General features: G+C 40.8%; 19 protein-coding genes. 10 read left to right on the forward strand and 9 right to left on the reverse strand.

The window, feature by feature from the left end:
- The first annotated feature begins 337 nt into the window (after window positions 1-337).
- A complete protein-coding gene (locus Q0791_RS11160; protein WP_299006130.1) occupies window positions 338-637 on the forward strand; it encodes a hypothetical protein in 300 nt (99 codons plus the stop codon).
- A 45-nt stretch (window positions 638-682) separates the two neighbouring features.
- Here Q0791_RS11160 and mutT read toward each other — a convergent pair whose 3' ends face one another.
- From mutT to Q0791_RS11200, 8 genes are all read right to left on the reverse strand, one after another.
- Window positions 683-1,090, reverse strand: a complete 408-nt coding sequence (gene mutT / locus Q0791_RS11165) for an 8-oxo-dGTP diphosphatase MutT (RefSeq protein WP_299006133.1) — start codon at window positions 1,088-1,090, stop codon at window positions 683-685.
- Window positions 1,091-1,101: 11 nt separating this feature from the next.
- Window positions 1,102-1,314 carry a DNA gyrase inhibitor YacG gene (yacG, locus tag Q0791_RS11170; RefSeq protein WP_299006136.1) on the reverse strand — a complete coding sequence of 71 codons (213 nt, stop codon included), beginning with the start codon at window positions 1,312-1,314 and terminating at the stop codon, window positions 1,102-1,104.
- A gap of 127 nt (window positions 1,315-1,441) precedes the next feature.
- Complete coding sequence (gene zapD, locus Q0791_RS11175; protein WP_299006139.1) at window positions 1,442-2,164, reverse strand: cell division protein ZapD; 723 nt, start codon at window positions 2,162-2,164, stop codon at window positions 1,442-1,444.
- Complete coding sequence (gene coaE / locus Q0791_RS11180) at window positions 2,161-2,778, reverse strand: dephospho-CoA kinase (protein WP_299006142.1); 618 nt, start codon at window positions 2,776-2,778, stop codon at window positions 2,161-2,163. The genes zapD and coaE overlap by 4 nt, the downstream gene beginning before the upstream one ends.
- Window positions 2,779-2,801: 23 nt before the next feature.
- The gene (locus Q0791_RS11185; RefSeq protein ID WP_299006145.1) at window positions 2,802-3,719 is read right to left on the reverse strand and encodes an A24 family peptidase; all 918 of its coding nucleotides are present in this window, start codon (window positions 3,717-3,719) and stop codon (window positions 2,802-2,804) included.
- Window positions 3,720-3,805: 86 nt separating this feature from the next.
- Window positions 3,806-5,062 carry a type II secretion system F family protein gene (locus Q0791_RS11190; RefSeq protein WP_299006148.1) on the reverse strand — a complete coding sequence of 419 codons (1,257 nt, stop codon included), beginning with the start codon at window positions 5,060-5,062 and terminating at the stop codon, window positions 3,806-3,808.
- 9 nt (window positions 5,063-5,071) lie between these two features.
- Window positions 5,072-6,910, reverse strand: coding sequence for a type IV-A pilus assembly ATPase PilB (gene pilB, locus Q0791_RS11195; protein ID WP_299006151.1), 1,839 nt, complete (start codon window positions 6,908-6,910; stop codon window positions 5,072-5,074).
- A gap of 85 nt (window positions 6,911-6,995) precedes the next feature.
- Window positions 6,996-7,604, reverse strand: coding sequence for a prepilin-type N-terminal cleavage/methylation domain-containing protein (locus Q0791_RS11200; protein ID WP_299006154.1), 609 nt, complete (start codon window positions 7,602-7,604; stop codon window positions 6,996-6,998).
- A gap of 623 nt (window positions 7,605-8,227) precedes the next feature.
- Between Q0791_RS11200 and Q0791_RS11205 the strand changes: the two genes are divergently transcribed.
- Together Q0791_RS11205 and Q0791_RS11210 are read left to right on the forward strand one after the other, a co-directional pair.
- Window positions 8,228-8,896, forward strand: coding sequence for an outer membrane beta-barrel protein (locus Q0791_RS11205; RefSeq protein ID WP_299006157.1), 669 nt, complete (start codon window positions 8,228-8,230; stop codon window positions 8,894-8,896).
- A gap of 166 nt (window positions 8,897-9,062) precedes the next feature.
- The gene (locus Q0791_RS11210; RefSeq protein ID WP_299006160.1) at window positions 9,063-9,710 is read left to right on the forward strand and encodes an HAD family acid phosphatase; all 648 of its coding nucleotides are present in this window, start codon (window positions 9,063-9,065) and stop codon (window positions 9,708-9,710) included.
- A 107-nt stretch (window positions 9,711-9,817) separates the two neighbouring features.
- Here the strand turns inward: Q0791_RS11210 and nadC are convergent, their stop codons facing one another.
- Window positions 9,818-10,702: a carboxylating nicotinate-nucleotide diphosphorylase gene (nadC, locus tag Q0791_RS11215; RefSeq protein ID WP_299006163.1), complete on the reverse strand. Its 885-nt coding sequence runs from the start codon at window positions 10,700-10,702 to the stop codon at window positions 9,818-9,820.
- 159 nt (window positions 10,703-10,861) lie between these two features.
- On the opposite strand from nadC, the gene ampD reads away from it, so the two are divergent.
- The 7 genes from ampD (at window position 10,862) to Q0791_RS11250 (ending at window position 24,754) form a co-directional block, all read left to right on the forward strand.
- Window positions 10,862-11,464, forward strand: coding sequence for a 1,6-anhydro-N-acetylmuramyl-L-alanine amidase AmpD (gene ampD / locus Q0791_RS11220; protein WP_299006165.1), 603 nt, complete (start codon window positions 10,862-10,864; stop codon window positions 11,462-11,464).
- 117 nt (window positions 11,465-11,581) lie between these two features.
- A complete protein-coding gene (ampE, locus tag Q0791_RS11225) occupies window positions 11,582-12,433 on the forward strand; it encodes a beta-lactamase regulator AmpE (RefSeq protein WP_299006168.1) in 852 nt (283 codons plus the stop codon).
- Window positions 12,434-12,772: 339 nt separating this feature from the next.
- Window positions 12,773-13,525 carry a pyruvate dehydrogenase complex transcriptional repressor PdhR gene (pdhR, locus tag Q0791_RS11230; RefSeq protein WP_299006171.1) on the forward strand — a complete coding sequence of 251 codons (753 nt, stop codon included), beginning with the start codon at window positions 12,773-12,775 and terminating at the stop codon, window positions 13,523-13,525.
- A gap of 121 nt (window positions 13,526-13,646) precedes the next feature.
- Window positions 13,647-16,307 carry a pyruvate dehydrogenase (acetyl-transferring), homodimeric type gene (gene aceE, locus Q0791_RS11235; RefSeq protein WP_299006174.1) on the forward strand — a complete coding sequence of 887 codons (2,661 nt, stop codon included), beginning with the start codon at window positions 13,647-13,649 and terminating at the stop codon, window positions 16,305-16,307.
- Between the two features lie 12 nt (window positions 16,308-16,319).
- Window positions 16,320-18,227 (forward strand): pyruvate dehydrogenase complex dihydrolipoyllysine-residue acetyltransferase, encoded by a 1,908-nt coding sequence (aceF, locus tag Q0791_RS11240; RefSeq protein ID WP_299006177.1) that lies wholly within the window; start codon window positions 16,320-16,322, stop codon window positions 18,225-18,227.
- Between the two features lie 166 nt (window positions 18,228-18,393).
- Window positions 18,394-19,824 (forward strand): dihydrolipoyl dehydrogenase, encoded by a 1,431-nt coding sequence (lpdA, locus tag Q0791_RS11245; protein ID WP_299006180.1) that lies wholly within the window; start codon window positions 18,394-18,396, stop codon window positions 19,822-19,824.
- A gap of 529 nt (window positions 19,825-20,353) precedes the next feature.
- A complete protein-coding gene (locus Q0791_RS11250; protein WP_299006183.1) occupies window positions 20,354-24,754 on the forward strand; it encodes an EAL domain-containing protein in 4,401 nt (1,466 codons plus the stop codon).
- Window positions 24,755-24,768: the final 14 nt, after the last annotated feature.

Raw genomic sequence — 24,768 nt, forward strand, 5'->3', positions numbered from 1 at the left:
CGACATTTCTCACATCGCTGTGAGTCAACGCGGAGAGTGATGACCTATATGGATATAGGGAATGCCATTGATGCAGGATGCAGATTGATGGACTCGAAGCTGGGCTTTTTCAGAGTACATGTTTTATTTCTGTACTATTTCTGTACTTTGTTTTTAAGACTTGAAGAATATCAAACCAAAGTATATGAATTAAAATAACAATTCTTAATCTTTTTGGAATATTTTAAATAGCCTGCTATTTATCATAGTGACATTAAATTCATACTTAAAGGGCTTCTTTGTCGAATAACCGAGGTGAAGAGTTGCTTTAAAAAACAGAGTATTTAACGTCAAATTTATGAAAAAATTAATAATTGCTGCAATGTCTCTATTACCACTAACAGCATTATCCGCTGCGCATGACGAGTGGTCTGCTGCTGATCAAGCCTGTTCAGAATTGGCAAGGTTTTATGATTACAATGGCTATTATAGTGATATAAAAGTGCAGGTCGCGAAGAAATACAAAAAAGACATTTATATGTGTAAATTCAGTGTGCACGATCTTGATAAAGAGAGAGTGGGGCACTTATATCAAGATAAAAGCTCTTTTTATGCGATTTATGATGTGGCGACTGGTACTCAAACTAAATTGGATTAAATGAAGACCAGTTGATTTAGTCTATATCAACTGGATTGAAAATAATTAGGCTGATACTGAAGGATCTTCGAGGATCTTTTCGATAATAGGTTTGTTTGCGTCTGGAAAGTTGTAGTTTAGCAGCTCACTTTTGTCGACCCAGATGATTTCTTGTGCTTCTAATCCGGTGGCGATACCTTCAAAGTCTTTTACCCAGTGAATATCAAGTTTGACTTGTTTGTCTGGGTAATTGTGACTAATTTCCATTAATGCTTGTGTTTCTTTAATATTAATGCCGATCTCTTCTTTTAATTCTCGACTTAAAGCTTGAGTGACAGTTTCACCTTGCTCAACTTTCCCTCCTGGAAACTCCCATTTTCCACCTTGATGTAAATGTGCATGACGTTTAGCGATTAAGATCTGTTGTGCTTCATTGACAATCACACCAACAGCAACATGTATTCTATTATTCATATAATTTGGTTTTAGTCTTGTTTAAAAAAATTGGCTTCATCGTAACCTAGGCCATCTAATGTCTCGGGATCAAACTCAGGTTTTACGGGAATGCTATGTTTCTCTGAAGCCCAATCACCCAAATCAATGAGTTTACAACGTTCACTACAAAAAGGTTTAAACGGTGAGCTATCATTCCAATTGACAGTATCTTGGCATGTTGGGCAGGTAACGGTAAGTGGCATATTTCGTTAAACTCAATAATCGCTAAAAGATCTTGAAGAGTATTATACCTAAAATAACTCAAAAAGACCTTTTAACTATTTATTGTAGGCGATTGACTTTTACGAGGAAGCAATCACTTGTTATTAATTAGCAAGCTGCTAATTGAAAAGGAATATTTTCATTGGCATGTTTTTGACTATCAAATTGCATAAAATGAATCGCGTAGCGATTTTTATGCCCGCTAATTGTAGGATAACATTGATTTTTGGGACTCAATTTGATGCGAACTAATGAAAGTGGCCGCTCACTGTGAGCCTGAAAAAAACCATCGTGGGCGGAGCACTCTTCATAATGGCTGGATTGTCTGGTGATGGTTAAAAGTAACTTGATGGGTGTTAATAGATCGGAGAATTGCTCTTTCCAGCCAAGGTATTCAGCTTGTCTTTGTTCCCAAGGCTTTTCAAGCCAAAAGTGCAACTGAGGTAGGTCAAAATTACAGCAAGCACCTGGCATGTTATATCTCTGTCTTAGCGTGCTGAGAAAACGATCATTTTTTATATTGAGGCCTGGTCGTTGTGCTATTTTGAGCTTATTACGACTTTCTTTGAGTGCGGCAATAGGATCGGAGATAGTATCGATAACAGGTACCCCATCAATTGACCATTGTGCTAGTTGTCTGTCGATATCTTTTAAGACTTCTCCACTATAGTCACAACGCTCAGTTAGCTCACATAGGGAGAACAAAGGATCAAAACACCGTGCCTGATGATCCTCAACTAAGTTTTGTTGTAATTGTTGATCTAGGTACTCTAGACGTAAATAGCCACGTATTTTTTCATTTAATGGGTGTTCAAAAATGAGTGTATTCATGATGTATGCTCTGCACTGTTTGCCAACTTCAAATATTGGTTATGCAATTGTGCTACTTGTTCCTTGAGTGCAGATTGAGGTCCTTGGTTGTTGATAACATCATGCGCTTTTGACAGCTTTTCATTTCGGCTCATTTGGCTAGCGATGATATTGTCTATTTGTTTTTCACTTACATTATCTCTAAGCTGAGTGCGTTTCTTTTGTTGTTCTTCTGATAAATCAACAAGTAAAGTGCGATTAACTTTCTTGTCTAAACCATTTTCAAACAGCAATGGTGCAATCATTATGCAATAAATGGAATGAGCTTGTGTCATTTGCTGTTGCATTTCGATGCGGATCATTGGATGCAATAAAGCATTTAGCCATTGGCGTTCTGATGGATGATTAAAAATAGTTTCTCTTAATAGACTTCTATTGAGTTCACCTGTTTCTAATAACATATCATTGCCGAAGTGTGCGCAAATTTGAGCTAATCCTGTTGATCCTTTCTCAACAACTTGTCTTGCTATCAGATCCGCATCAATAAGGCAGATCCCAAGCTCAGCAAAAAGGTTGGCAACAGTTGTTTTACCGCTTCCTATTCCACCTGTTAAGCCTACTATAAATTTTGACATAATTATTATTCTTATTGTGATTATTATCGTGATAAATAAGACAAGTATCCATTGAGTATCGGTTCGCCCCAGATCATGGCTATCCAGCCTGCAATGGCAAGATAAGGTCCGAAAGGAATGGCTTGATGATATTTTTTTCGCTTTATTAATATCATTATTATGCCTATTGTTGCACCAATTACCGAGGATAATATGAGAATAATAGGAAGCATTTGCCAGCCAATCCAAGCCCCCAGTACTGCTAAGAGCTTAAAGTCACCGTATCCCATCCCTTCTTTATTCGTCAGTAATTTAAATCCCCAAAAGACAAACCACAAGCTAAGGTAACCGACTATTGCGCCAATAATGGAACTTGATAACGAAACAAAACCCATGTTTATATTAACAATAATACCTAACCAAAGGAGTGGCAAGGTAATTTGATCTGGAAGTAACATTTCATCAAGATCGATACAGGTGAGTACGATCAAACTCAATGTGAAAATACTGGCAAAAATGAAGAGATTAGTTGGGCCAAAATGCCAAGCTAAGGTACCGATCAGTACTGCACTTGTCGCTTCAATAAGGGGATAGCGAGTGGATATCGGAGTTTTGCATTGCACACATCGCCCTTTTAGCATTAGCCAGCTAAGTACTGGAATATTGTGATAAGGTTTGATGTCTGTATGACAGCTGGGGCAACTGGATGGAGGAACGGCTAAATTATAGCGAGGTGGGTACTTATCTATTGAACGGGCTAAATCTTGTGAGTGCTGCTTGAAAATAGCGGGATGATATTGGGCGAGGTACTCGTTACATTCTTGCTGCCACTGTCTTTTCATCATCACAGGTAAACGGTGGATGACAACGTTTAAAAAGCTGCCCAAAATGGCGGCAAAGATACAGCTAATTGTAATAAAAAGCCAAGGATATTGATTGAGTAGCGCTACAAATTCGGTCATTATTTTCTTATGTCTATCTTGTGATCATTCTAATATGGGTTGCCATGATTTATTTTTAACTGAGTTTTGGAGCACTTTAGAGCAAGTTAGCTGACGATTTTTCCCATTTGAAAAATAGGTAAATACATAGCCACAATTAAGCCGCCGACTAAAGTGCCGATGACAACCATCATGACAGGCTCAATTAAACTGGCGAGACCATCTACGGCATCATCGACTTGCATTTCATAAATATTGGCAACTTTATTGAGCATATTGTCTAAAGAGCCTGATTCTTCACCAATCATGACCATTTGAACCAGCATATCAGGAAATAAGCCTGTGGTATGCATCGCAGTGTTCATTTGCATACCTGAAATCACTTGTTCTCGCATTTTTAAAACGCCACGGCGGTATACGGCATTGCCTGACGCACCTGCTGCAGACGCCAATCCATCAATGAGTGGCACACCTGCGCCAAAGGTCGTGGCCAGTGTTCTGGCAAAACGGGCCATGGCGGCTTTATGAAGAATTTGACCTATGACAGGTATTTTTAATATAAGGGCATCAAGTTTATCCCTAAAAAGTGATGAGTTACGATGCAGTCGTATTAATATAATACTGCCGATAATAACGCCTATGAGGATAAAGTGCCAAGAGGCTTGTAGGCCTTTCGATATGTGAATAACAACTTGTGTAAATGCGGGTAACTCGGCACCAAAGCCATTAAATATTTCCTCAAATTGTGGTACCACAAACAAGAGCAACATTGAGGTGACAGCAATAGCCACTATGACGACAGTGATAGGGTAAAATAAGGCCTTCTTTATTTTTGATTTTAATTGCTCAGCTTTTTCTTTATAAAGCGCGATGCGATCAAATACCGTTTCAAGCGCACCAGCATGCTCTCCTGCAGCCACTAAATCGACAAATAGATCATCAAAATAAAGTCGATGGGTGCGAAGTGCATCTGAAAGAGGAGTTCCCGATTGAATATCATCAAGGATCTGTCCAAGTAGCTCACGCATTTTTATTTTTTCATGCCCCCTTGCAATAAGCTCAATGCTAGTCACTAATGGTACGCCTGCGGTGAGCATAGTGGCAATCTGTCGAGTCATCATGGCAATATCCATGGCTGTGACTTTAGGGGGCGGAAGTTTAAAAAGGGGTTTAGATTGCCGATGAACGCGTTTAGGGGTGATGCCTTGAGATTTTAATTTACTGCGAATTTCCGCCATGCTGCTGCCGCGTAAATGGCCAGAGACTTTGTCACCTTGTTTATTGAGCCCTTGCCATTCATAAAGGGTAATTTTGGGGGCGGGTTTTGACTGCTGTTTAGCACTGAGGCTATTAGTTGTACTCATGGTATTGCCTTAAGTACTCTGTGTGACGCGATTAATTTCAGCAAGGCTAGTGACACCTTCTATGACTTTGAGTAATCCTGATAAGCGTAAGTCTTGCATGCCTTGGCGTTTAGCTTGATTGACAATATCGAGAGAATTGCCTCCTTGCATGATAGTGTCGGCAATGGCATCAGACATAGGTAACATTTCATAGATCCCTACACGCCCTTTATATCCTCCCGCACAATGTTCGCATCCTATGGCTTGAAAGCACTGCACGCCTTGCTGTACTTGTGCTTGAGTAAAGCCTAAGCTCAGTAACTCCTGCTTAGGGATCACTTCTTCTTGTTTACAGTGTGGACAGAGACGTCTTGTCAGCCGCTGAGCAATAATGAGTGAAACAGAGCTGGCAATATTGTAACCTGGCACGCCCATGTTAAGCAGGCGTGTGAGGGTTTCTGCAGCCGAGTTCGTGTGCAAGGTAGATAGCACTAAATGGCCTGTCTGAGCGGCTTTTATGGCAATTTCAGCGGTTTCAAGATCGCGGATCTCCCCAACCATGATGACATCCGGATCTTGACGTAAGAAAGAGCGCAACGCCGAGGCAAAAGTGAGCCCAGCCTTGAGATTGATATGCACTTGATTTACGCCTTCAAGATTGATTTCAACGGGATCTTCGGCGGTAGAGATATTGCGCTCCTGAGTATTGAGTTTATTAAGGCCAGTATAAAGAGAGACGGTTTTGCCAGAGCCTGTGGGGCCTGTGACTAAGATCATGCCCTGGGGTTTGGCGAGCATGGTTTGGTATAAGTGTTTTTGTTTATCATCAAAGCCGAGTTTTTCAATACCTAACTGGGCCGAAGAAGAGTCGAGAATACGCATAACGATTTTTTCACCCCAGAGGGTGGGTAAAGTGCTAACCCTGAAATCGATAGCGTGTGTTTTCCCTCGTTTGTTATGCTGATCTTTTAGGGGAGTGAGACTGAGCTTGATGCGGCCATCTTGTGGTAGACGTCGCTCGGCAATATCCAGTTTTGCCATGACTTTTAAACGGGCTGCAATGCGCGCTGCAAGCGCCACAGGTGGCTCGGCAATGAGGTGTAAAATGCCATCAATGCGAAATCGTATACGATAGCTATGCTCATAAGGCTCAAAATGCAGATCTGAGGCGCCTTTATGTATGGCTTTAGCTAAAGTGTTATTGAGATAAACCACAATGGGCGCATCATCTTTTGTATCGTCAGCAATATCTTGCTCATCATCGCTTTGAGCAACGTGAGCATTATTATCAAAGGCATCTAAGTTGAGTAAGGCTTCCTCATCGACTTGGCTTAAATAATGGTTTTCTATGTCCAGATCCAATAAGCGATTGATGCTGAGTGTGAGCTTGTCTTCTTCAACTAAAATGGCCTCAGTATGCATGCTGGCGCTGAATTGAAAATCCTCTAGTGCGGCAATATTAGTGGGATCTGACATGGCTAAATACAGGCGGTTATTTTTCTTGTACAGAGGTAAGCAATTATGTTTTTCAATGAGTTTTTTATTAAGAATGTCATCATCTAAGCTGTCGAGTTTTAGCTCATTGAGATCATATAAAGGGGTGCCGTATTCTTGATGTAACACTTGGGCGATATCATAAGCACTCATGAGTTCATGGTGCACTAAATAACGGATCAGGTTTTGTTGCTCCGCTTTTGCTTGCTGCTGGGCTTGGGTGAGTGATGCTTCTTCAATGAGTTTATGACGAATAAAGAGGCCAGCAAGGCCAGAAAAAGTGTTTGCTTTATTGCTAGTTGGAGTCAGTCGAGTGTGAGCGCTAAGATTATTTGAGGTAGCGGTTTGTGTTGAATTAATCGCGGAAGTGGGCATTGATTAATACCTGTTATTTTGTATTAAAAGCTCAAATATTGGCTTGTAAAGCGATAGAGCCAATATTTGAGTGATGAATTAGTAACTATTCAGATTCACCTCCACCTTCACCTCCACTTTCACTTTCTGGTGCATCCGCACCTGAACCTTCTTGGCATTGACCATCATCGGCAGCAGCATCTTCACTACTTGCTACAGAGGTATAGGTTAATATACCAGTATCTGAAATATGTGCCGTAACGATACAAGTGCCTTCATTAAACATTAAATTACCACCACTACCTTCAGAAAGTGTTGCTGAAACAGTGAGTTTATCACCATCTTCATCATCAGCTGCTATCTCTTCAGCAAGTGAAGAACAGCCAATTCCTGACTGCACACAACTCACAGCTTTAGTTGCATAAGAAGCCACACCTTTCATCGCTGCTGCGCCATGAGCGGACGCGGTGTAATCTCGATAGGCAGGTAGAGCCACGGCGGCGAGAATACCGATAATGGCGACCACTATCATGAGCTCAATAAGTGTAAAGCCTTGCTGGCGATGGGCTTGTGTATGAGTACGCTTGTGTTTTAAATCAGGCTCTAAATCAGGTGCTAAATCAAGCTGAATGCCATTGTCAGTAGCAGATGTTTTGATGGCGCAATGAGAATGATCAGGTGTGATCTTCCTGTCATCCGTGACGTGTATACTCATAGTTCTCTCTCCAGTTACATTAGCTTCACTGTGTCAGTGAGCGGGTTACTCTGAATCAAGGCTTAGCTCGATATTCATGCTTGTATTCCACTTAAGTAGGTAACAAGCACTTGGAATAGTATAAAGGTAGTACAAAAAGAGAAATATTGAACAATTTTATTTATCTAATTGAGCATTCAAAGTTGATCCATTGGCTTTGAAAATTCATTGATGGACGCACACTTAGTTATAAGATTTAGTAGGTATAAGAGTTAGTTATAGCTATAAGATTTAGCTATAAGTTTGAATTGATAGTCAATAGCTATTGTTATATTTGATAGAGGAGAATTTATTACACTCTATTACACTAGAATGAGGAGCGTAACATGAGGGGCATAGAGGTGAAAGGATATGTGCTCATTTTTTATCTGTGATATTCAGCTTGATGGCTAATATTAATTCTTGTTGAAAATTTGCTGAGTTTACGTCTTTTATGAAGTGAATTTATTAAAAATAATAAATCAAGGTTATTCATTAAACAATAAATAAGTCATTGAAACGATTCAGACAGAAAATAGAGTAGGGATAGAGAAAAAAAGTCATTAAATTAGGTCACTAATATTAATAAACAGAAGAATGATGTGATGAAATTTAAACTGCTTTTCATGTTATTGATGATGTGTGTGTCTTTGCCCAGTATGGCACGGCCTGGCGATAATCGGCCTTTTGAAGCTGATCCTCATTGTGGGCCGCGTTGTGGTGGCTTAAATGGTGGTGGCTCAAATGCGGGGTTTTATATTGGGACTGAGCTGGGATATTCCAATAATAGTCAAACCAATGCCTCTTACCAAAGTATCGATAATGCAGAGTTAAACTTGTTTGGTTCTGATAATCTTGGTGGCCGTTTGTTTGCGGGTTATCGATTCGATCAAAATTATGCTTTTGAAGTGGGTTATAACAATACCGTTGATATGAGTGGCAATGCGACTTGGGGTGATAATAGCGCTCAATGGCATTATCAAGTGCAAGGTATCGATGGTAGTTTTATTTATAACTACCCACTGGCCAATCATTTTAGTGCGTTTGCGAAAGCGGGATTAGGTATTTATTATGCCGATGTCCATGATGAATATGTATTGTCGGATGCGGTTATCGATAAAAATCAGACTCGTGTTGTGGGTATTGCGGGAACGGGAATCGAGTATAACTTTAGAAATCATGTGGGATTGGGATTATCGGCAACTTATCAAACGGCGAATGATTACATTCCGGCCAATACCTTAATCGGTGTGCGTGCTTCTTATCGTTTTTAGCTTGGTTCTGGCAAGGCTAAGCTGATATTGATGTCATTAGAGCAGGTTCATTTAGCTTTTTATTGATTTTTTATTGACTTTTTATCATCAATTAAGGCGTATTAAGGTCAATGTAGCTCAAATACCACTATAGTTTGTTCATAAGAACGAGCCAGTGGAGAGCCATATGCAGAGTGTTAAGACTGTTTTATTATCCTTAAGCCTTATATTGACGTCTATGAACCTCGGTGCCGTTACGCCTGAAAATAGTCATGATTTCATAGATTCATTGATTGAATACCATGATTCTGGTCAGTACTTGTATGAATTAACTATGGTGGTGGAAGAGGCCGAAAGAAATTTGCGAGAGCAAGTTGAGCAAAAGTACAGTGAACCTCAACAGTTTGCGGTTGTGTTTGACGTCGATGAAACTATGGTGTCAAATTATGACAATATTAAACAGTACTTAAATGATTTTTTAGTCAATATGGCATTGTTGCACGACGGTAAGACAGTCACTATGTCCTATAACAATAAAATAGCACCTCGTGTTATTCCGCCTGTTCAACGGCTTTTTAATGCGGTTAAAAGTCATGGTATCAGTATATTTATTATTACGGGCGATCAAGAAACCTATCGCCCATTTGCGACGCAAAAATTAACCCATTTAGGCTACAGTGGCTGGAAAGCGCTATATATGAAGCCTAGCGACTATGATAAATCGTCAGCGATCCCTTATAAATCAAAAATTCGCCAGCAAATCGTAGATAAAGGATATCGAATTCTTTTTTCTATTGGTGATCAATATAGTGATTTGTTGGGGGGGGTATGCTGATAAGATTTATAAATTACCGAATCCATATTATTTTATTCCATAAACAACCACATATTTGATAAGGGGTTGTTTATGGATATCATGGTTATTTCTGTATGAGTTTGGTATTAGCTTTGTAATCGTAATGATAAATCTAATGCGCGAACATGTTTGGTGAGCGCACCAACGGAAATGTAGTCTACGCCTGTTTTAGCAAAGTTTGCTATTGTGTCTAAGGTCACATCGCCAGAGACTTCTAATTTTGCCCCTTGGTAACCTTTTGTGTTATCTGCATCTTTATATTGATTGTTGAGCTCAACGGCTTCTAACATCATGTTAATATCGAAATTATCTAACATGATGATGTCTGCTTGAGCGTCGAGTGCTTGGCTCAGTTCATCAATATTTTCCACTTCCACTTCCACGGCTTTATCTTGATGTAAGTTTCTTGCCGATGTCACCGCACTTTTAATGGTACCGCAAGCCATAACGTGGTTTTCTTTTATCAAAAATGCATCATACAGGCCGATACGGTGGTTAACGCCGCCACCACAAGTTACCGCATACTTTTGTGCTGTTCTTAAACCTGGAAGAGTTTTTCGAGTATCAAGTAGCTGGGCGTGGGTTCCGGCGAGTTTATCCACATAAGTTTTAGTGATAGTGGCGACACCTGATAGTGTTTGAATGAAATTCATTGCCGTGCGCTCGCCCGTTAATATGGTTCTGGCAGGGCCTGATAACTCGCACAGCACTTGGTTGGGAATGAGTAAATCACCGTCATCAACATGCCAAAGTAAAGCGACTTCGCCACCGAGTTGATTAAAAACTTGCTCCGCCCAAGCTTTACCACAAAAGACGCCTTCTTCTCGAGTGATGAGTTTTGCCTGTGCATGTTTGTCACTTGGGATCAGTTGTGCCGTAATATCGGCTTGACTGCGATGATGAGCATCTTGATGACCTAAGTCTTCGTCAAGTGCGGCTTTGACTGAAAGTCGAATGTCATTTTCAAGCATGATGAAGTGTCCTTGCAATATAAAAGCAGTTGTAGGCGAAATATTGGAGGGTAGATTATCATAGAATGAATTTGAATTCAGGCGGATTTATTCTCCTTTTTGCTTTGTCTTATGTGAGGATTATTGATAGAGTAATTTAAAATCATTGTGGTTTTTTTCATGTCTTATTTAAATAAAGTGGCTGTTCAATTAACCGCAGCTAAGGGTTCTACTCCATACCAAGTTCATCAAGGTTGGGTAAAGGAGGCTCGGCGTGTTTATTCTCCTCATTTTAATGCCAGACCTAATGGTGAGGTGAGTTTACTGGTTGTGCACAATATCAGTTTACCTGCAGGGTGCTTTGGCTTGCCTTATATTGATCATTTATTTTTAGGTTGTCTTAATTGTGATGAGGATATCAGCTTTCAAGCACTTGAAGGGCTTAAGGTGTCGGCACATTTTCTTATTCGCCGAGACGGTGAGCTTGTTCAGTATGTGTCTTGTGATGACAGAGCCTGGCATGCTGGAGTGTCAAAGTTTGAGGAGCGTGATAATTGTAATGATTTTGCATTAGGCATTGAACTTGAAGGTACAGATGATATCGCTTATACGGATGAACAATATTGTACTTTGATGGCTCTCAGTAACACATTAATGGCAGTTTATCCTAAACTCAATAAAGAACGGATTGTTGGACATTGTGATATAGCCCCTGAGCGAAAAACGGATCCAGGGCAGAGTTTTGACTGGAATCGTTATTTAGCGGGCTTAATACCGTCATGAGTCTAATAATCTATTTTAAGCAATTTGCTCTACGCGCTGAATGCAGCATTGCTGCTTGTTAAGTGGTAACAATGTAATCGCTCTTTTAGTCGTAGCTTCTATGGGATAGGTAGCGTTATGACACTATTTGTATTATTAGTGGCAATTTTGATTGAACGTTTTCAAATCTTGCCTGCCTTTTGGCAGTTTAACCCTTTGATGGCGCGTTATCATGGGATGTTATTCGGTGATGAACAATTAAAATCAAAAGTCATGTTAGTACTGGCAGTGATATTTCCTGCGTTAGTGGTGGCCTTAATCAGTTGGTTGATCAGTGATTTTCTCTGGGGCAGTTTAAATTTACTCTTATGGTTAATCGTGGCTGTTATTTGTTTTAGCCATCAAGATCAAAGAAAGGCGTTTAAAGAATATATGCAGTCAGCCTGTAGAGACGATGTACAGGCTTGCTTTCATCATGCTGAAGAGTTGGAACCAAGTCAGAGTCTGGAGGCTGTGACTGAGTATGAACTAGGAGCAAAAGTGGGGCAAAGTGTTGCCTGGATCAATTATCGCTATTTTGGTGTTATTGCACTTTATCTTATCGTTTGTGGGCCCATAGGCGCGTTATTTTATGGTACTACAAGGTTTTACAGTGAGTTAAATAAACGTCATGCCTTGAATTTACCTTGGGTTGATTGTTTATTATTCGTGTTAGATTGGATTCCAAGTCGTATTTTCGCCTTTGGTTATGTGTTAAGTGGCAAATTTAGCCAAGGCTTTTCAATGTGGTTATCGACTGCAATGGATGTTAAATGTTCAGCAAGAGATATGGTGACTAAAGTGGCCTCGGCTGCAGAAACGGTACCACAAGAGTCAAAAGAATCGGTTTGTGTTCAAACGACCTTATCTTTATTACAGCTGAGTAAGCGTAATTTTATTTTACTTATTATTGTTGTCGCCCTTTTGACTATTTTTGGCGTGATTAAATAACACGAAATATTTTGCATATCTCTTAATCAATGGGTGCTTATGATAAGAGCGCCCATGCTTATTTTTGTTTATTGATATGGGTTATTTTTAAGTTAATTGGTGTGTTTGGCTACTAACAAGTTCTAGACAATTATATTAATAATCAGTTTGATAGATTTTTTTACCCTTCGTTAGGTGTAATGGTCGGGCCCCTTTGTTGACCTGAGTCGGTTATCCTTTCGCCATTGAGCCCCATTACATTCATTTTTGACTGGCTGGACATATAAACCTTGATTTGTTAAAGTTTGCTCAATTTAATTAAATTGGTAAGACCAATTTACAATAGGAGCTGAAAGGCCGATGGCTTATAGTAAAATAAACCAGCCAAAAATTTCAGATGTGATCATGGGCCAACTAGAGCAAATGATCCTAGAAGGAAGCATTCAACCTGGGCAAAAGTTACCCCCTGAGCGAGAATTAGCCTTGCAGTTTGAAGTGTCCCGACCTTCATTACGAGAAGCGATTCAAAAGCTTGAGGCGAAAGGTTTGCTGTTTCGTCGCCAAGGCGGTGGAACCTATGTCAAGCAACAGCTATGGCAAAGCTTGGCAGATCCTATTGTTGAGCTGATGCATAATGACTCTGAAAGTCAGTATGATCTGCTAGAATTTCGTCATGCCACAGAAGGTATGATGGCGTATTTTGCTGCATTACGAGGTACGGATGCCGACATGCAAAATATTAAGCGCTCTATAATGGAAGTAGAAGCTGCACAAGAAATCACTGAGCAAGCAGGGGCGATCGTACAATTTCATCGTGCGGTTGCCGAAGCCTCACATAATGTGGCGATGCTGCACTTAATTTTAAGTTTGACGCCTGTGCTGCATAAGAATGTGGAACAGAATTTGGCGTTGCTTCGTCGTCGAGAAGAAGCCTCGACGATGGCAAATGAACATAGGCGTGCCTTATTGGCTGCCATTGTTCGTCGTGATCCTGATGCAGCCAGAGCGGCTTCTAATGAGCATTTAAGCTACATTGAAGAAGTCATGCTCTCTGTGCGGGAAGAAGATAGTCGGTTGCAGCGTAGTCTGCGTCGTTTAAAGAGCGAAAATTAGTTGATATTCAAGTTATTTGGAAAGGCGATGCCCATAGAATGCAGTCTTTCCAAAGGTTTTGAGTAACCAAACTTAACTTAATTTTCCAATGATAACCCTGTATATAGGAAAGGACAGTGTCATGTCTGAACATATGCTACAAGATTTAGATCCATCTGAGACCCAAGAATGGCTAGCCGCTTTAGAGTCAGTTGTTCGTGAAGAGGGTGTTGAACGTGCACAATATTTACTAGAGCAAGTACTTGATAAAGCACGCTTAGATGGTGTGGATATGCCTACAGGCATCACTACCAATTACATCAATACCATTCCGGCAGCACAAGAGCCTGCTTACCCAGGCGATACGACGTTAGAGCATAATATTCGCTCTATCATTCGCTGGAATGCCATCATGATCGTATTGCGCGCCTCAAAGAAAGATCTTGAGCTGGGCGGGCATATGGCGTCTTTTCAGTCATCAGCCGCTTTTTATGAAGTGTGCTTTAACCACTTTTTCCGTGCGCCCAATGAGGTTGACGGTGGTGATTTAGTTTATTATCAAGGGCATATTTCTCCCGGTATTTATTCTCGTGCCTTTGTTGAAGGACGTTTAACTGAAGAGCAGTTAGATAATTTCCGTCAAGAGGTTGATGGTAAAGGGATCCCGTCTTATCCACATCCTAAATTAATGCCAGAGTTTTGGCAGTTCCCAACTGTATCTATGGGCTTAGGCCCGATTTCTGCTATTTATCAAGCCCGCTTTTTGAAGTATCTTGAAGGTCGTGAACTGAAAGACACCAGTGCACAGCGAGTCTATGCCTTCTTAGGTGACGGTGAGATGGATGAGCCTGAATCACGAGGAGCGATTTCTTTTGCTGCCCGTGAGAAGCTAGATAACTTATGTTTCTTGGTGAACTGTAACCTACAGCGCCTTGATGGCCCAGTGATGGGTAACGGTAAAATTATTCAAGAACTTGAAGGCCTGTTTAAAGGTGCGGGTTGGAATGTTGTCAAAGTGATCTGGGGCAATAACTGGGATTCTCTGTTAGCGAAAGACAATTCAGGTAAGTTGTTACAGCTAATGAATGAAACCCTTGATGGTGATTATCAAACCTTTAAGTCAAAAGATGGTGCTTATGTTCGTGAGCATTTCTTTGGTAAGTATCCTGAAACGGCTGCTTTAGTTGCCGATATGACAGATGCACAAATTTTTGCCCTTAAGCGTGGTGGTCATCAGTCTTCTAAGTTGTATGCGGCATTTAAGAACGCCCAAGAGACTAAAGGCAAGCCTACCGTGATTCTTGCTAAAACCGTTAAAGGTTATGGCATGGGTGATGCGGCCGAAGGGAAAAACATTGCGCACCAAGTGAAAAAGATGGACATGACTCACGTGCGTCAGTTGCGCTCACGTCTTGGATTGGATCATTTAATTTCTGATGAAGATGTGAATAATCTCTCTTATTTGAAGCTTGAAGAAGGGTCAAAAGAGTACGAATATTTACATGCTCGCCGTCAAGCACTCCATGGCTACACGCCACAACGCTTGCCTAATTTCACTCAAGAATTGATTGTCCCTGAAGTGGAAGAGTTTAAGCCGTTATTAGAAGCGCAGAAGCGTGATATCTCTACGACAATGGCGTTTGTTAGAACGCTTAATATTTTGTTGAAAAATAAAAATATCGGTAAAAATGTCGTACCTATCATTGCCGATGAAGCCCGTACTTTTGGTATGGAAGGCTTATTCCGTCAAATCGGTATTTACAATCCTCATGGGCAAGAATACACACCAGAAGACAGAGGTGTCGTGTCTTACTATAAAGAAGCGACTTCAGGTCAAGTCTTACAAGAAGGGATTAATGAATTAGGGGCGATGTCATCTTGGGTGGCTGCGGCGACGTCATACAGTACTAACGATCTTCCTATGATCCCATTCTATATTTATTATTCTATGTTTGGTTTCCAACGCGTGGGTGATATGGCTTGGATGGCGGGCGATCAGCAGGCTCGTGGTTTCTTATTAGGGGCAACAGCTGGCCGTACTACGCTAAATGGTGAAGGTCTACAGCACGAAGACGGCCATAGCCATATTCTTGCGAACACTGTGCCTAACTGTGTCTCTTATGACCCGACATTTGCCTATGAAGTGGCGGTCATCATGCAAGACGGTATTCGTCGCATGTATGGTGAGCAAGAAAATGTGTTTTATTACTTAACGGTAATGAATGAAAACTACGCCATGCCAGCGATGCCTGAAGGCGCTGAAGAGGGCATTCGTAAGGGTATTTATAAGCTTGAGTCTTATGCAGGGACTAAGCAAGTGCAGTTAATGAGCTCGGGTACTATCATGAATGAAGTACGCAAAGCGGCGCAAATTCTCAGTGAAGATTATGATGTGGGGTCGGATATTTTCTCAGTGACTTCATTTAATGAAATAACACGTGAAGGGCAAGATGTTGAGCGTTACAACATGTTGCATCCAACGCAGGCGCCAAGAGTGTCTTACCTTGCACAAGTGATGAGTTCAGCGCCAGCCATTGCGGCGACCGATTACATGAAAAACTATGCTGAGCAAGTGCGTGCCTTTATTCCCGCTCAATCATTTAAAGTATTAGGTACGGATGGATTTGGCCGTTCAGATAGCCGTGAAAACTTGCGTCGTCATTTTGAAGTGAATGCAGGTTATGTTGTTGTGGCTGCTTTATCTGAATTAGCGAAATCAGGCGAGATAGAAGCCAGTGTGGTTAGCGACGCTATCGCTAAGTTTGATATTGATGCTGATAAGCGCAATCCACTTTACGCATAAGAGGCAAAAAGAATGACAATCGAAATTAATGTACCGGATATTGGTGCTGATGAGGTTGAAGTCACTGAGATTTTGGTGAATGTTGGTGATACTGTTGAGTTAGAACAGGCGTTGATTTCTGTCGAAGGCGATAAAGCTGCGATGGAAGTACCTGCACCACAAGCAGGCGTCGTGAAAGAAATTAAAGTTTCTGTGGGTGATAAAGTCGAAACGGGCTCATTCATTATGGTGTTTGAGGCGGATGCTGGTGCACAGAAAGCTGAAGTGGTTAATACGCCAGCAGCTGAGGTTGCTGTAGCAGCGGCTCCTCAAGCGACAAGCAGTGCGTTACAAGACATATTCGTGCCGGATATCGGTGGCGATGAAGTTGAAGTGACAGAGATTTTGGTGGTCGTAGGTGAAACGGTCACAGAAGAGCAAGCATTATTAACTGTTGAAGGCGATAAAGCTTCAATGGAAGTGCCTGCACCACAAGCCGGTGTAGTGAAAGAAATCAAAGTCAGTCAAGGTGATAAAGTGTCGACAGGCTCTTTAATCATGGTATTTGAAGTTGCTGGTGGCTCGAGTGTTCAAGTTGAAACACCTGCTTCATCGCTAGTTGCCGCTGCGCCATCGGTGCAAGCGACATCAGGCGTAAAAGAGGTCAATGTGCCAGACATAGGTGGTGATGAAGTCGAAGTGACTGAAATCACGGTTGCTATTGGCGATGTCATTGCAGAAGAGCAAGCCCTGCTCACTGTTGAAGGCGATAAAGCTTCAATGGAAGTGCCAGCGCCTTTTGCTGGTAAAGTGACAGACATCAAAGTGTCGGTGGGCGATAAAGTGTCTACAGGCTCATTGATCATGGTCTTTGAAGTGGAAAGTGCTGCCCCAGCTCCTCAAGCGGCTGCTGCTCCTACTCCTACTCCTACTCCTTCAGTTGCCACAACGCCAACGGCTCCAGCGGCACAAAGTCAGGGTACATCGAGTAATGACTTTGTTGAAAACAAAGAATATGCCCATGCTTCGCCAGTTATTCGTCGCTTAGCGCGTGAATTCGGTGTGAACTTAGCGAAAGTCAAAGGGACAGGCCGTAAAAATCGAGTGCTTAAAGAAGACGTACAAAATTACGTTAAAGCAGCGGTTAAGCAAGTAGAATCAGGCAAAGCGCCTGCAGGGCAAGCACAAGGCAGCGAGTTAGGCTTGTTGCCATGGCCAAAAGTGAACTTTAATAAGTTTGGCGAAACTGAAATTAAGCCGCTGTCTAAAATTCAAAAAATATCTGGCGCAAACTTGCACCGTAACTGGGTAAAAATCCCCCATGTTACTCAGTGGGATAACGCTGATATTACTGAACTAGAAGCTTTCCGTAAGGCGCAGAATGCTGCGGAAGCGAAGAAAGATTCAGGCATGAAAATCACCCCTCTGGTGTTTATCATGAAAGCGGCTGCAAAGGCATTAGAAGCCTTTCCTAATTTCAATTCTTCTTTATCGGAAGACGGTGAAAGCCTGATTTTGAAGAAGTACGTGAATATTGGTATTGCGGTGGATACGCCAAATGGTCTAGTGGTTCCTGTCTTTAAAGATGTGAATAAAAAAGGCATTCATGAGCTGTCAGCTGAGCTTATGACTGTGTCTAAGAAGGCGCGTCAAGGTAAGCTTACTGCATCAGATATGCAAGGTGGTTGTTTTACCATTTCAAGCTTAGGTGGATTAGGTGGTACGGCCTTTACTCCGATTGTGAATGCACCTGAAGTGGCTATCTTAGGTGTGTCTAAGTCTGAAATGAAGCCTGTGTGGAACGGCAGTGATTTCATTCCAAGACTAATGTTACCATTATCACTGAGTTATGATCATCGTGTTATCGATGGTGCTGATGGTGCGCGTTTTGTTACATATTTAAATGGGTGTTTATCTGACATTCGCACCTTGATTTTATAGAAAAAAAGGCGACTCTACGAGGGTCGCCTTTTTAATGCTCAGTCAAAGATTGTGATCAGTATCAAACACAGGTTAAAATGCGGCCACCCTACAAGATTTAGCAATATCTTAATGTTGATATCAGATCTTTGGTGCCGTCAACGTAATGAGAAGAATAGAGGAAAACATGAGTAACGAAATCAAAACTCAGGTCGTCGTACTAGGCGCAGGCCCAGGCGGTTATTCAGCAGCCTTTCGCGCAGCCGATTTAGGCCTAGAGACTGTCATAGTTGAACGTTTTGACACCTTAGGTGGTGTTTGTTTAAACGTTGGCTGTATCCCATCTAAAGCCTTGTTACACATATCTAAAGTGATAGAAGAAGCCAAAGAAGTGGCACATCACGGTGTGTCTTTTGGTGAGCCACAGATCGATTTAGATAAACTTCGTGGCTTTAAAGAAAAAGTGGTTGGGCAGTTGACTGGCGGACTTGCGGGCATGTCTAAAATGCGTAAAGTCAATACTGTTCAAGGTTTTGGTAAGTTTACAGGTCCTAATACACTTGAAGTGACTGCAAAAGATGGCACTGTGACAGTTGTCCAGTTTGAAAATGCGATTATTGCGGCGGGCTCTCGTCCAATTCAATTACCTTTCATTCCTCATGAAGATCCACGTATTTGGGATTCTACAGATGCATTAGAACTCAAAGAAGTGCCTGGTAAGCTACTGGTGATGGGTGGTGGTATCATTGGTCTTGAAATGGGAACGGTTTACTCGTCTCTAGGTAGCCAAATTGATGTCGTGGAAATGCTTGATCAGCTTATTCCTGCGGCTGATAAAGATATTGTTCGTAGCTACACTAAGCAAGTTAAAGACAGATTTAACTTAATGCTACAAACAAAAGTGACCGCAGTTGAAGCAAAAGACGATGGCATCTATGTTTCAATGGAAGGTAAAGGCGCACCAAGTGAGCCAGTACGTTACGATGCTGTATTAGTGGCTATTGGCCGTACGCCAAATGGTAAAGCGATTGATGCTGATAAAGCGGGCGTTAATGTTGATGAACGTGGTTTTATCAATGTCGATAAACAGTTGCGTACTAATGTCCCTCATATTTTTGCTATTGGTGACATTGTTGGCCAACCTATGCTGGCACACAAAGCGGTTCATGAAGCCCATGTTGCTGCTGAAGTTATTTCAGGTCTTAAGCATTTCTTCGACCCTAAAGTGATCCCATCCATTGCTTACACTGCACCTGAAGTGGCTTGGGTTGGTTTGACCGAGAAAGAAGCCAAAGAGCAAGGTATTGCTTATGAAACGGCTAACTTCCCTTGGGCGGCAAGTGGTCGTGCGATTGCCTCAGATGCAAGCGAAGGCATGACCAAGCTTATCTTCGATAAAGAGACTCATCGCGTGATCGGTGGTGCTGTTGTCGGTGTGAATGGTGGTGAGCTATTGGGTGAAATTGGTTTAGCCATTGAAATGGGTTGTGATGCGGAAGATTTAGCATTAACTATCCATGCACATCCTACCTTACATGAGTCAGTGGGCTTAGCTGCTGAAGTTTATGAAGGTTCAATTACTGATCTGCCAAACCCTAAGGCAAAAAAGAAAAAGTAATATTTAGTTAGGACTATATAGTAAAAAGCGCTCATAGAGCGCTTTTTTGTATTGATAGACCTTTACTCGAAAACTATTTTTTAATTAAGATTCATTCTCGTTAACCTTGAAGTTAACTCTCAAGTTTAAGTTGTTTTAATGTTGATTTAACTTTGCTTTTTTTATTGTTGATGCTAAAAATTAAAGTTTTTTCATTAAGTGACAAAAATTTACGTTACTGTATTTTAGAGCATATTATATTGAGTTATTATGCTTTTTTATTTTAAACGACCTTTTTATTATGGCTTAACTGGCTGTTTTTCTGTATAAAATTTCTTATTGGTATTGCGTGGTCTAAAGGTGGATTTGCCTGTTTTATGCGCGGTGGCATTTTTTGACCTTTTTTCAATGTTTTTAAAATGTATATCATATTTAATATAAAGGTGAATAAAGAACCGCTAAATGATACATTTGAATCATAGTTACGTTTGCTGTCAGTTGTATGAAAAAGAGAATAATAAAAATAGCATTAGGTCTGATCTGCGTTTTTATGGGTCTGTTCAATTTTGTAAAGGCTGATGATTTAGTGCAGCGAGTGTTTAGTGATCGTGATGGGCTGAGCAGTACAACTGTTAGAGATATTAGCTTTGATGTGCATGGGTTTACTTGGCTCGCCACCGATGAGGGGCTGTACAGGGTTAGTAATACTAAGGTCAGGCGTATAGATAAGCGTGAAGCAGGTTTAAATTTAGATCGAAATATTTTTTATTTGGTCGAGCCGTTAAATGAGCAATATGTATTAGTGAGTACCGCGCATCAAGTGTATTTATACGATGTGCTCCAAGATAAATTTCTGCGCTTTGGTTCAAAGGCGCTCTTTCCAGAATATCAAGCCGATGGGGTTGTTGACTTTGTTAAGCGCTCTGATGGCCGTTATTTACTGCTGACTTATGATGGCGAATTACTTGAATTTTCATGCCAAGACCTTTCTCTTGAATTACTGAGCTACTTGCCTTTTCATCCTGATATTCCCTGGCGTTACATGACAAGTATGGGGGATAAAATTCTTGTTGCGACGGAACATAGCTTACAGGTTAGAGATAAATTAGGTGCACGGGAAGTACAAGTTGGATGGGATGAGACACTAGGCACTATTAAACAACTATTTACTGATTCTAAAGGTCAAGTCTGGATGGCGACAAGTCATGGCCTGTATCAGTTCGATAGTCAAAATTATCGTGTGAAACCGATTACTCAATTGCCTTATTATGTGGCAAAAATCACTGAAGATGATCAAGGCTTTTTGTGGTTGGCCACACGAGTAGGCTTGCTAAAGTGGCATTCGAGTCAAATTGAGGTAACAACTTTTAATGGTGAGTTACGAAAAGCCACTGATTTAGATTATATCTATGCCATTAATATTGATGCGAATGGTTTAATTTGGGTTGGAGGTTCAGGTGATGGTGTTGCTATTTTAGCTGAATCTCCTGACTTTTTGTTGAATGTGATCTCTAGTGACGCGCCCTATCAACTTTCAAATCAACTCGTTTGGTCAATATTATCAGACGAAAATACCTTATGGCTTGGAACGGATGGCGGGCTAATTCGTGTCGATAAGCAAAATGATTCCAGTTCAATGGTGATGCCTAAGGGGTTGAACGTCAGTGATAGCATTTATCAAATTCATCATTTTATGGATGGGCAATTGCTTCTGTCGACAACCAATGGCCTGATTGTGGTTGACAAAAACGATGACCTTGAGACAAAAAGTTCATTGCAGGGGCAGCGTCACTTGTTAGAAAACAAAGTCATTTACAGTAGCTATCAAGATCCGCTGTCTCCTGATAATTGGTGGATAGCAACCAATACAGGTTTATTTTTGTGGCAGCCGCATATAGGTAAGCCTAAAAAAATAAGATTAGGCTTATCTGAAAATAACCAAGGATTGTATAAAGTTAATATTGTTTATCGGGATAATGAACGTTTGTGGATCGGTGGTGATGATTTGTTTGGCTATTTAGATGAAAATAATCAATTCCACTCTTATTTGAATGAAATCTCAATCAATAATATGCCTTCCAGTGTGGATGTTATCGAAGAAATAAGACCTGGTGTTTTGTGGTTAGGGACTGCTGTAAATGGTTTAATTGAATTTCAATTAAACACGCAAAAAGCGAGTTCATTAGAGAAGTTATGGGGGGTTTCTTGTCAAAGTGTTTTTTTTATTCAACAAACTGATAAAGCACGTATTATTGGCTGTTCATCTTCTATAATTCGTCAAGATAAGATCACACATGATGTGTTAGTGATTAACGATAACGATGGTTTGATCAGTAATGAATTAAATCAAGGCGCTTATTTTTACGAGCCTAATGAAGGTTTATACGTGGGGACGCCTAATGGTGCAATGTTATTAGATACCAACGCACTGAAGAACAGGGTTCAGCAAAGTAGCGCACTCATAGAGTCGATTAATGTGCATTATGACGACCGAGTGCAATTAAGTTTGTTACCGGAGAAAGCCAATATCATCGCCCCTGGCGCCAAGTTGATTACTTTTCAGTTAAGCCGTAGTGATTATTTAGATGACAGTTTAATGGTGTTGAAATATCGCTTGATGCAGGCCGGTACAAGAAAAAATACGGATTATTTATTGTTAGAAGGGCAGCCCCAGCTGAATATTTTAGGGCTTAAAGCTGGGGATTACGTACTTGAAGTTTTGGTGCAGCAAAATGGCATTTGGGCGAGCCGTCCTTTGCTATTCTCTTTTACTGTAGAGGATTTTTGGTGGCAGTCAGTTTGGTTTACTGGGTTTGTGGTATGCATTTTATTGGGGGTTTGCCTCATAGGATTTGGATTGCGTCGTCAGCATGGATTGGCGTTTAGAAGTGTGAATGATGCTCTTTTAGAAAGTGAGGATAGATTGCGTCAATCTCTCAAAGGAAGTGATTCTGAGTTATGGGAGTGGCGACGTGAAACCGGTTTATTTCGCCTTGGAAATGAAAGTGGTGTCTTGGGTGTTGAAGAAAAGCTGGTTTATTTAACAGAAAGTGAATTTCCGGTTCATAAAAAAGAAAAAAGTGCCGTTATTGGTGCTTGGCATGAAATGTTAGCGGGAAAAAAAGAGCGTTTTGATTGCGAATATCGTTATCGACGCTTAGATCGTTCATGGGGGTGGATGAAAGTGCGAGGACGCCCTGTAGAATGGAGTGAGGTGTCAGGTGATATTACTCGCGTGGCTGGTATTTTTACGGATGTTACGCAGCAACGACAATTAGAGGATGACATTAAGTTGCTGGCTCAAGCTTTTGAAAATACCTCAGAAGGTGTGCTTATTCTTGATAACCAAGAACAAATTCAAGTGGCTAATAAAGCGGCTAAAGAATTGATTGGAGCTGAAGAGTCTTTGATTGGCTGGTCTTTTTCTGAATTCGTTTTACTTTATAACGGGCGCTTTAGCACGATTGCTGAATTACTCTTTGAAGAGACCACTTGGACAGGGGAATGTGAATTAGTGCGCGAGAACAATTCACCTTGTCCTATTTGGTTAAATATTTCAGCAATTATAGATGAAAGCGATGAAGTCACGCATTTTGTTGCTGTTTTTTCTGATATTACAGAAAGAAAACGCGTCGAAGCTAATTTAAGGCAATTAGCCAATTTTGATATGCTGACGGGATTGCCAAATCGTGCTTTATTTTCAAACCGATTATCTAAAGCCATTTACCATGCTCAACGTAAAGATGAAAAATTAGCTTTATTGTTTTTAGATTTGGATCGTTTTAAGCACATCAATGATTCATACGGCCACAGTATGGGAGATGCTTTATTGGTTGAGGCTGCTAAAAGGCTGCAATCGTGTGTTTCCTCTGAATATTCACTGTGCCGTTTTGGTGGAGATGAATTTGTATTGCTATTGCCTAACATTACGCATATTGATGAGGTTAATCAGGTATGCCAAAAATTACTGACAGCTATTGCATCCCCTTTTTCTTTATACGGTCGAGAGTTTTTCATATCAACGAGTATTGGTGTGAGTTTATGGCCTGAAGATGCAAACCAAGCTGAGACCTTAATCAAAAATGCCGATCTTGCTATGTATCATGCAAAAGAAGAGGGAAGAGGCAACATTAAATATTATTCTGCCGAGCGTAATGAGCAAGCCCTATATTACATGGGATTAGAGGTTGATTTACGTAAGGCTATTGAGCGCGATGAGTTAGAGCTTCATTATCAGCCCCAGATAGATACAGCACAAGGCGAATACTTGATTGGTATGGAAGCTTTGTTGAGGTGGAAACATCCTAAAGAGGGGTATATTCAGCCAGAACTCTTTATTAAGGTAGCAGAAGGATGTGGATTAATTATTGACCTTGAACGCTGGGTATTAAAACAAGCGTGTTTTCAATATAGGCAATGGGATAAGCCAAAAAATGGTCAGATAAAATTGTCGATCAATATTTCGGGCGTCCACTTTTTACAGAGTGATTTTATTGATTCAATTAAAGATATTTTTAATCAAACTGAATGCAACCCATCTGATATTGTACTTGAAATTACTGAGGGGGTGTTGATGAAAGAGCTGAATGTGGCTAAGGCGCATTTATCAGCTTTGAGGCAATTGGGCGTTAATGTGGTCATTGACGATTTTGGAACAGGATATTCATCATTAGCTTATTTACGGCATTTTGATGTAAGTGGTCTTAAAATTGATCGTTCTTTTTTAAAGCAGATTACAGTTAATAAGGCTGATCAGGCCATTGTGAGTAGTATTATAGAATTGGCGAATAACTTACAATTAAATTTGATCGCCGAAGGCGTGGAAACAAGCGAGCAATTACAACAAGTACTCAGCCGGGGCTGTCATCAAATTCAAGGTTATTATTTTTCTAAACCCCTCACATTTGATGGTATGCAGGCTTATATGAAACGCTTTTCTTTTACGCCTTAACATTGTCATATTCA

Source organism: uncultured Shewanella sp. (genome assembly GCF_947495455.1).
Lineage (GTDB): Bacteria > Pseudomonadota > Gammaproteobacteria > Enterobacterales > Shewanellaceae > Shewanella.

Excerpts from the sequence above, each read along its gene's own strand:
- Q0791_RS11200 (WP_299006154.1), bottom strand. The coding sequence starts at position 7,604 with ATGAGTATACACGTCACGGATGACAGGAAGATCACACCTGATCATTCT.
- lpdA (WP_299006180.1), top strand. The coding sequence starts at position 18,394 with ATGAGTAACGAAATCAAAACTCAGGTCGTCGTACTAGGCGCAGGCCCA.
- pilB (WP_299006151.1), bottom strand. The coding sequence starts at position 6,910 with ATGCCCACTTCCGCGATTAATTCAACACAAACCGCTACCTCAAATAAT.
- ampD (WP_299006165.1), top strand. The coding sequence starts at position 10,862 with ATGTCTTATTTAAATAAAGTGGCTGTTCAATTAACCGCAGCTAAGGGT.
- aceF (WP_299006177.1), top strand. The coding sequence starts at position 16,320 with ATGACAATCGAAATTAATGTACCGGATATTGGTGCTGATGAGGTTGAA.
- Q0791_RS11210 (WP_299006160.1), top strand. The coding sequence starts at position 9,063 with ATGCAGAGTGTTAAGACTGTTTTATTATCCTTAAGCCTTATATTGACG.
- Q0791_RS11205 (WP_299006157.1), top strand. The coding sequence starts at position 8,228 with ATGAAATTTAAACTGCTTTTCATGTTATTGATGATGTGTGTGTCTTTG.
- Q0791_RS11185 (WP_299006145.1), bottom strand. The coding sequence starts at position 3,719 with ATGACCGAATTTGTAGCGCTACTCAATCAATATCCTTGGCTTTTTATT.
- mutT (WP_299006133.1), bottom strand. The coding sequence starts at position 1,090 with ATGAATAATAGAATACATGTTGCTGTTGGTGTGATTGTCAATGAAGCA.
- zapD (WP_299006139.1), bottom strand. The coding sequence starts at position 2,164 with ATGAATACACTCATTTTTGAACACCCATTAAATGAAAAAATACGTGGC.
- pdhR (WP_299006171.1), top strand. The coding sequence starts at position 12,773 with ATGGCTTATAGTAAAATAAACCAGCCAAAAATTTCAGATGTGATCATG.
- aceE (WP_299006174.1), top strand. The coding sequence starts at position 13,647 with ATGTCTGAACATATGCTACAAGATTTAGATCCATCTGAGACCCAAGAA.
- nadC (WP_299006163.1), bottom strand. The coding sequence starts at position 10,702 with ATGCTTGAAAATGACATTCGACTTTCAGTCAAAGCCGCACTTGACGAA.
- Q0791_RS11250 (WP_299006183.1), top strand. The coding sequence starts at position 20,354 with ATGGGTCTGTTCAATTTTGTAAAGGCTGATGATTTAGTGCAGCGAGTG.
- Q0791_RS11190 (WP_299006148.1), bottom strand. The coding sequence starts at position 5,062 with ATGAGTACAACTAATAGCCTCAGTGCTAAACAGCAGTCAAAACCCGCC.
- coaE (WP_299006142.1), bottom strand. The coding sequence starts at position 2,778 with ATGTCAAAATTTATAGTAGGCTTAACAGGTGGAATAGGAAGCGGTAAA.
- ampE (WP_299006168.1), top strand. The coding sequence starts at position 11,582 with ATGACACTATTTGTATTATTAGTGGCAATTTTGATTGAACGTTTTCAA.
- Q0791_RS11160 (WP_299006130.1), top strand. The coding sequence starts at position 338 with ATGAAAAAATTAATAATTGCTGCAATGTCTCTATTACCACTAACAGCA.
- yacG (WP_299006136.1), bottom strand. The coding sequence starts at position 1,314 with ATGCCACTTACCGTTACCTGCCCAACATGCCAAGATACTGTCAATTGG.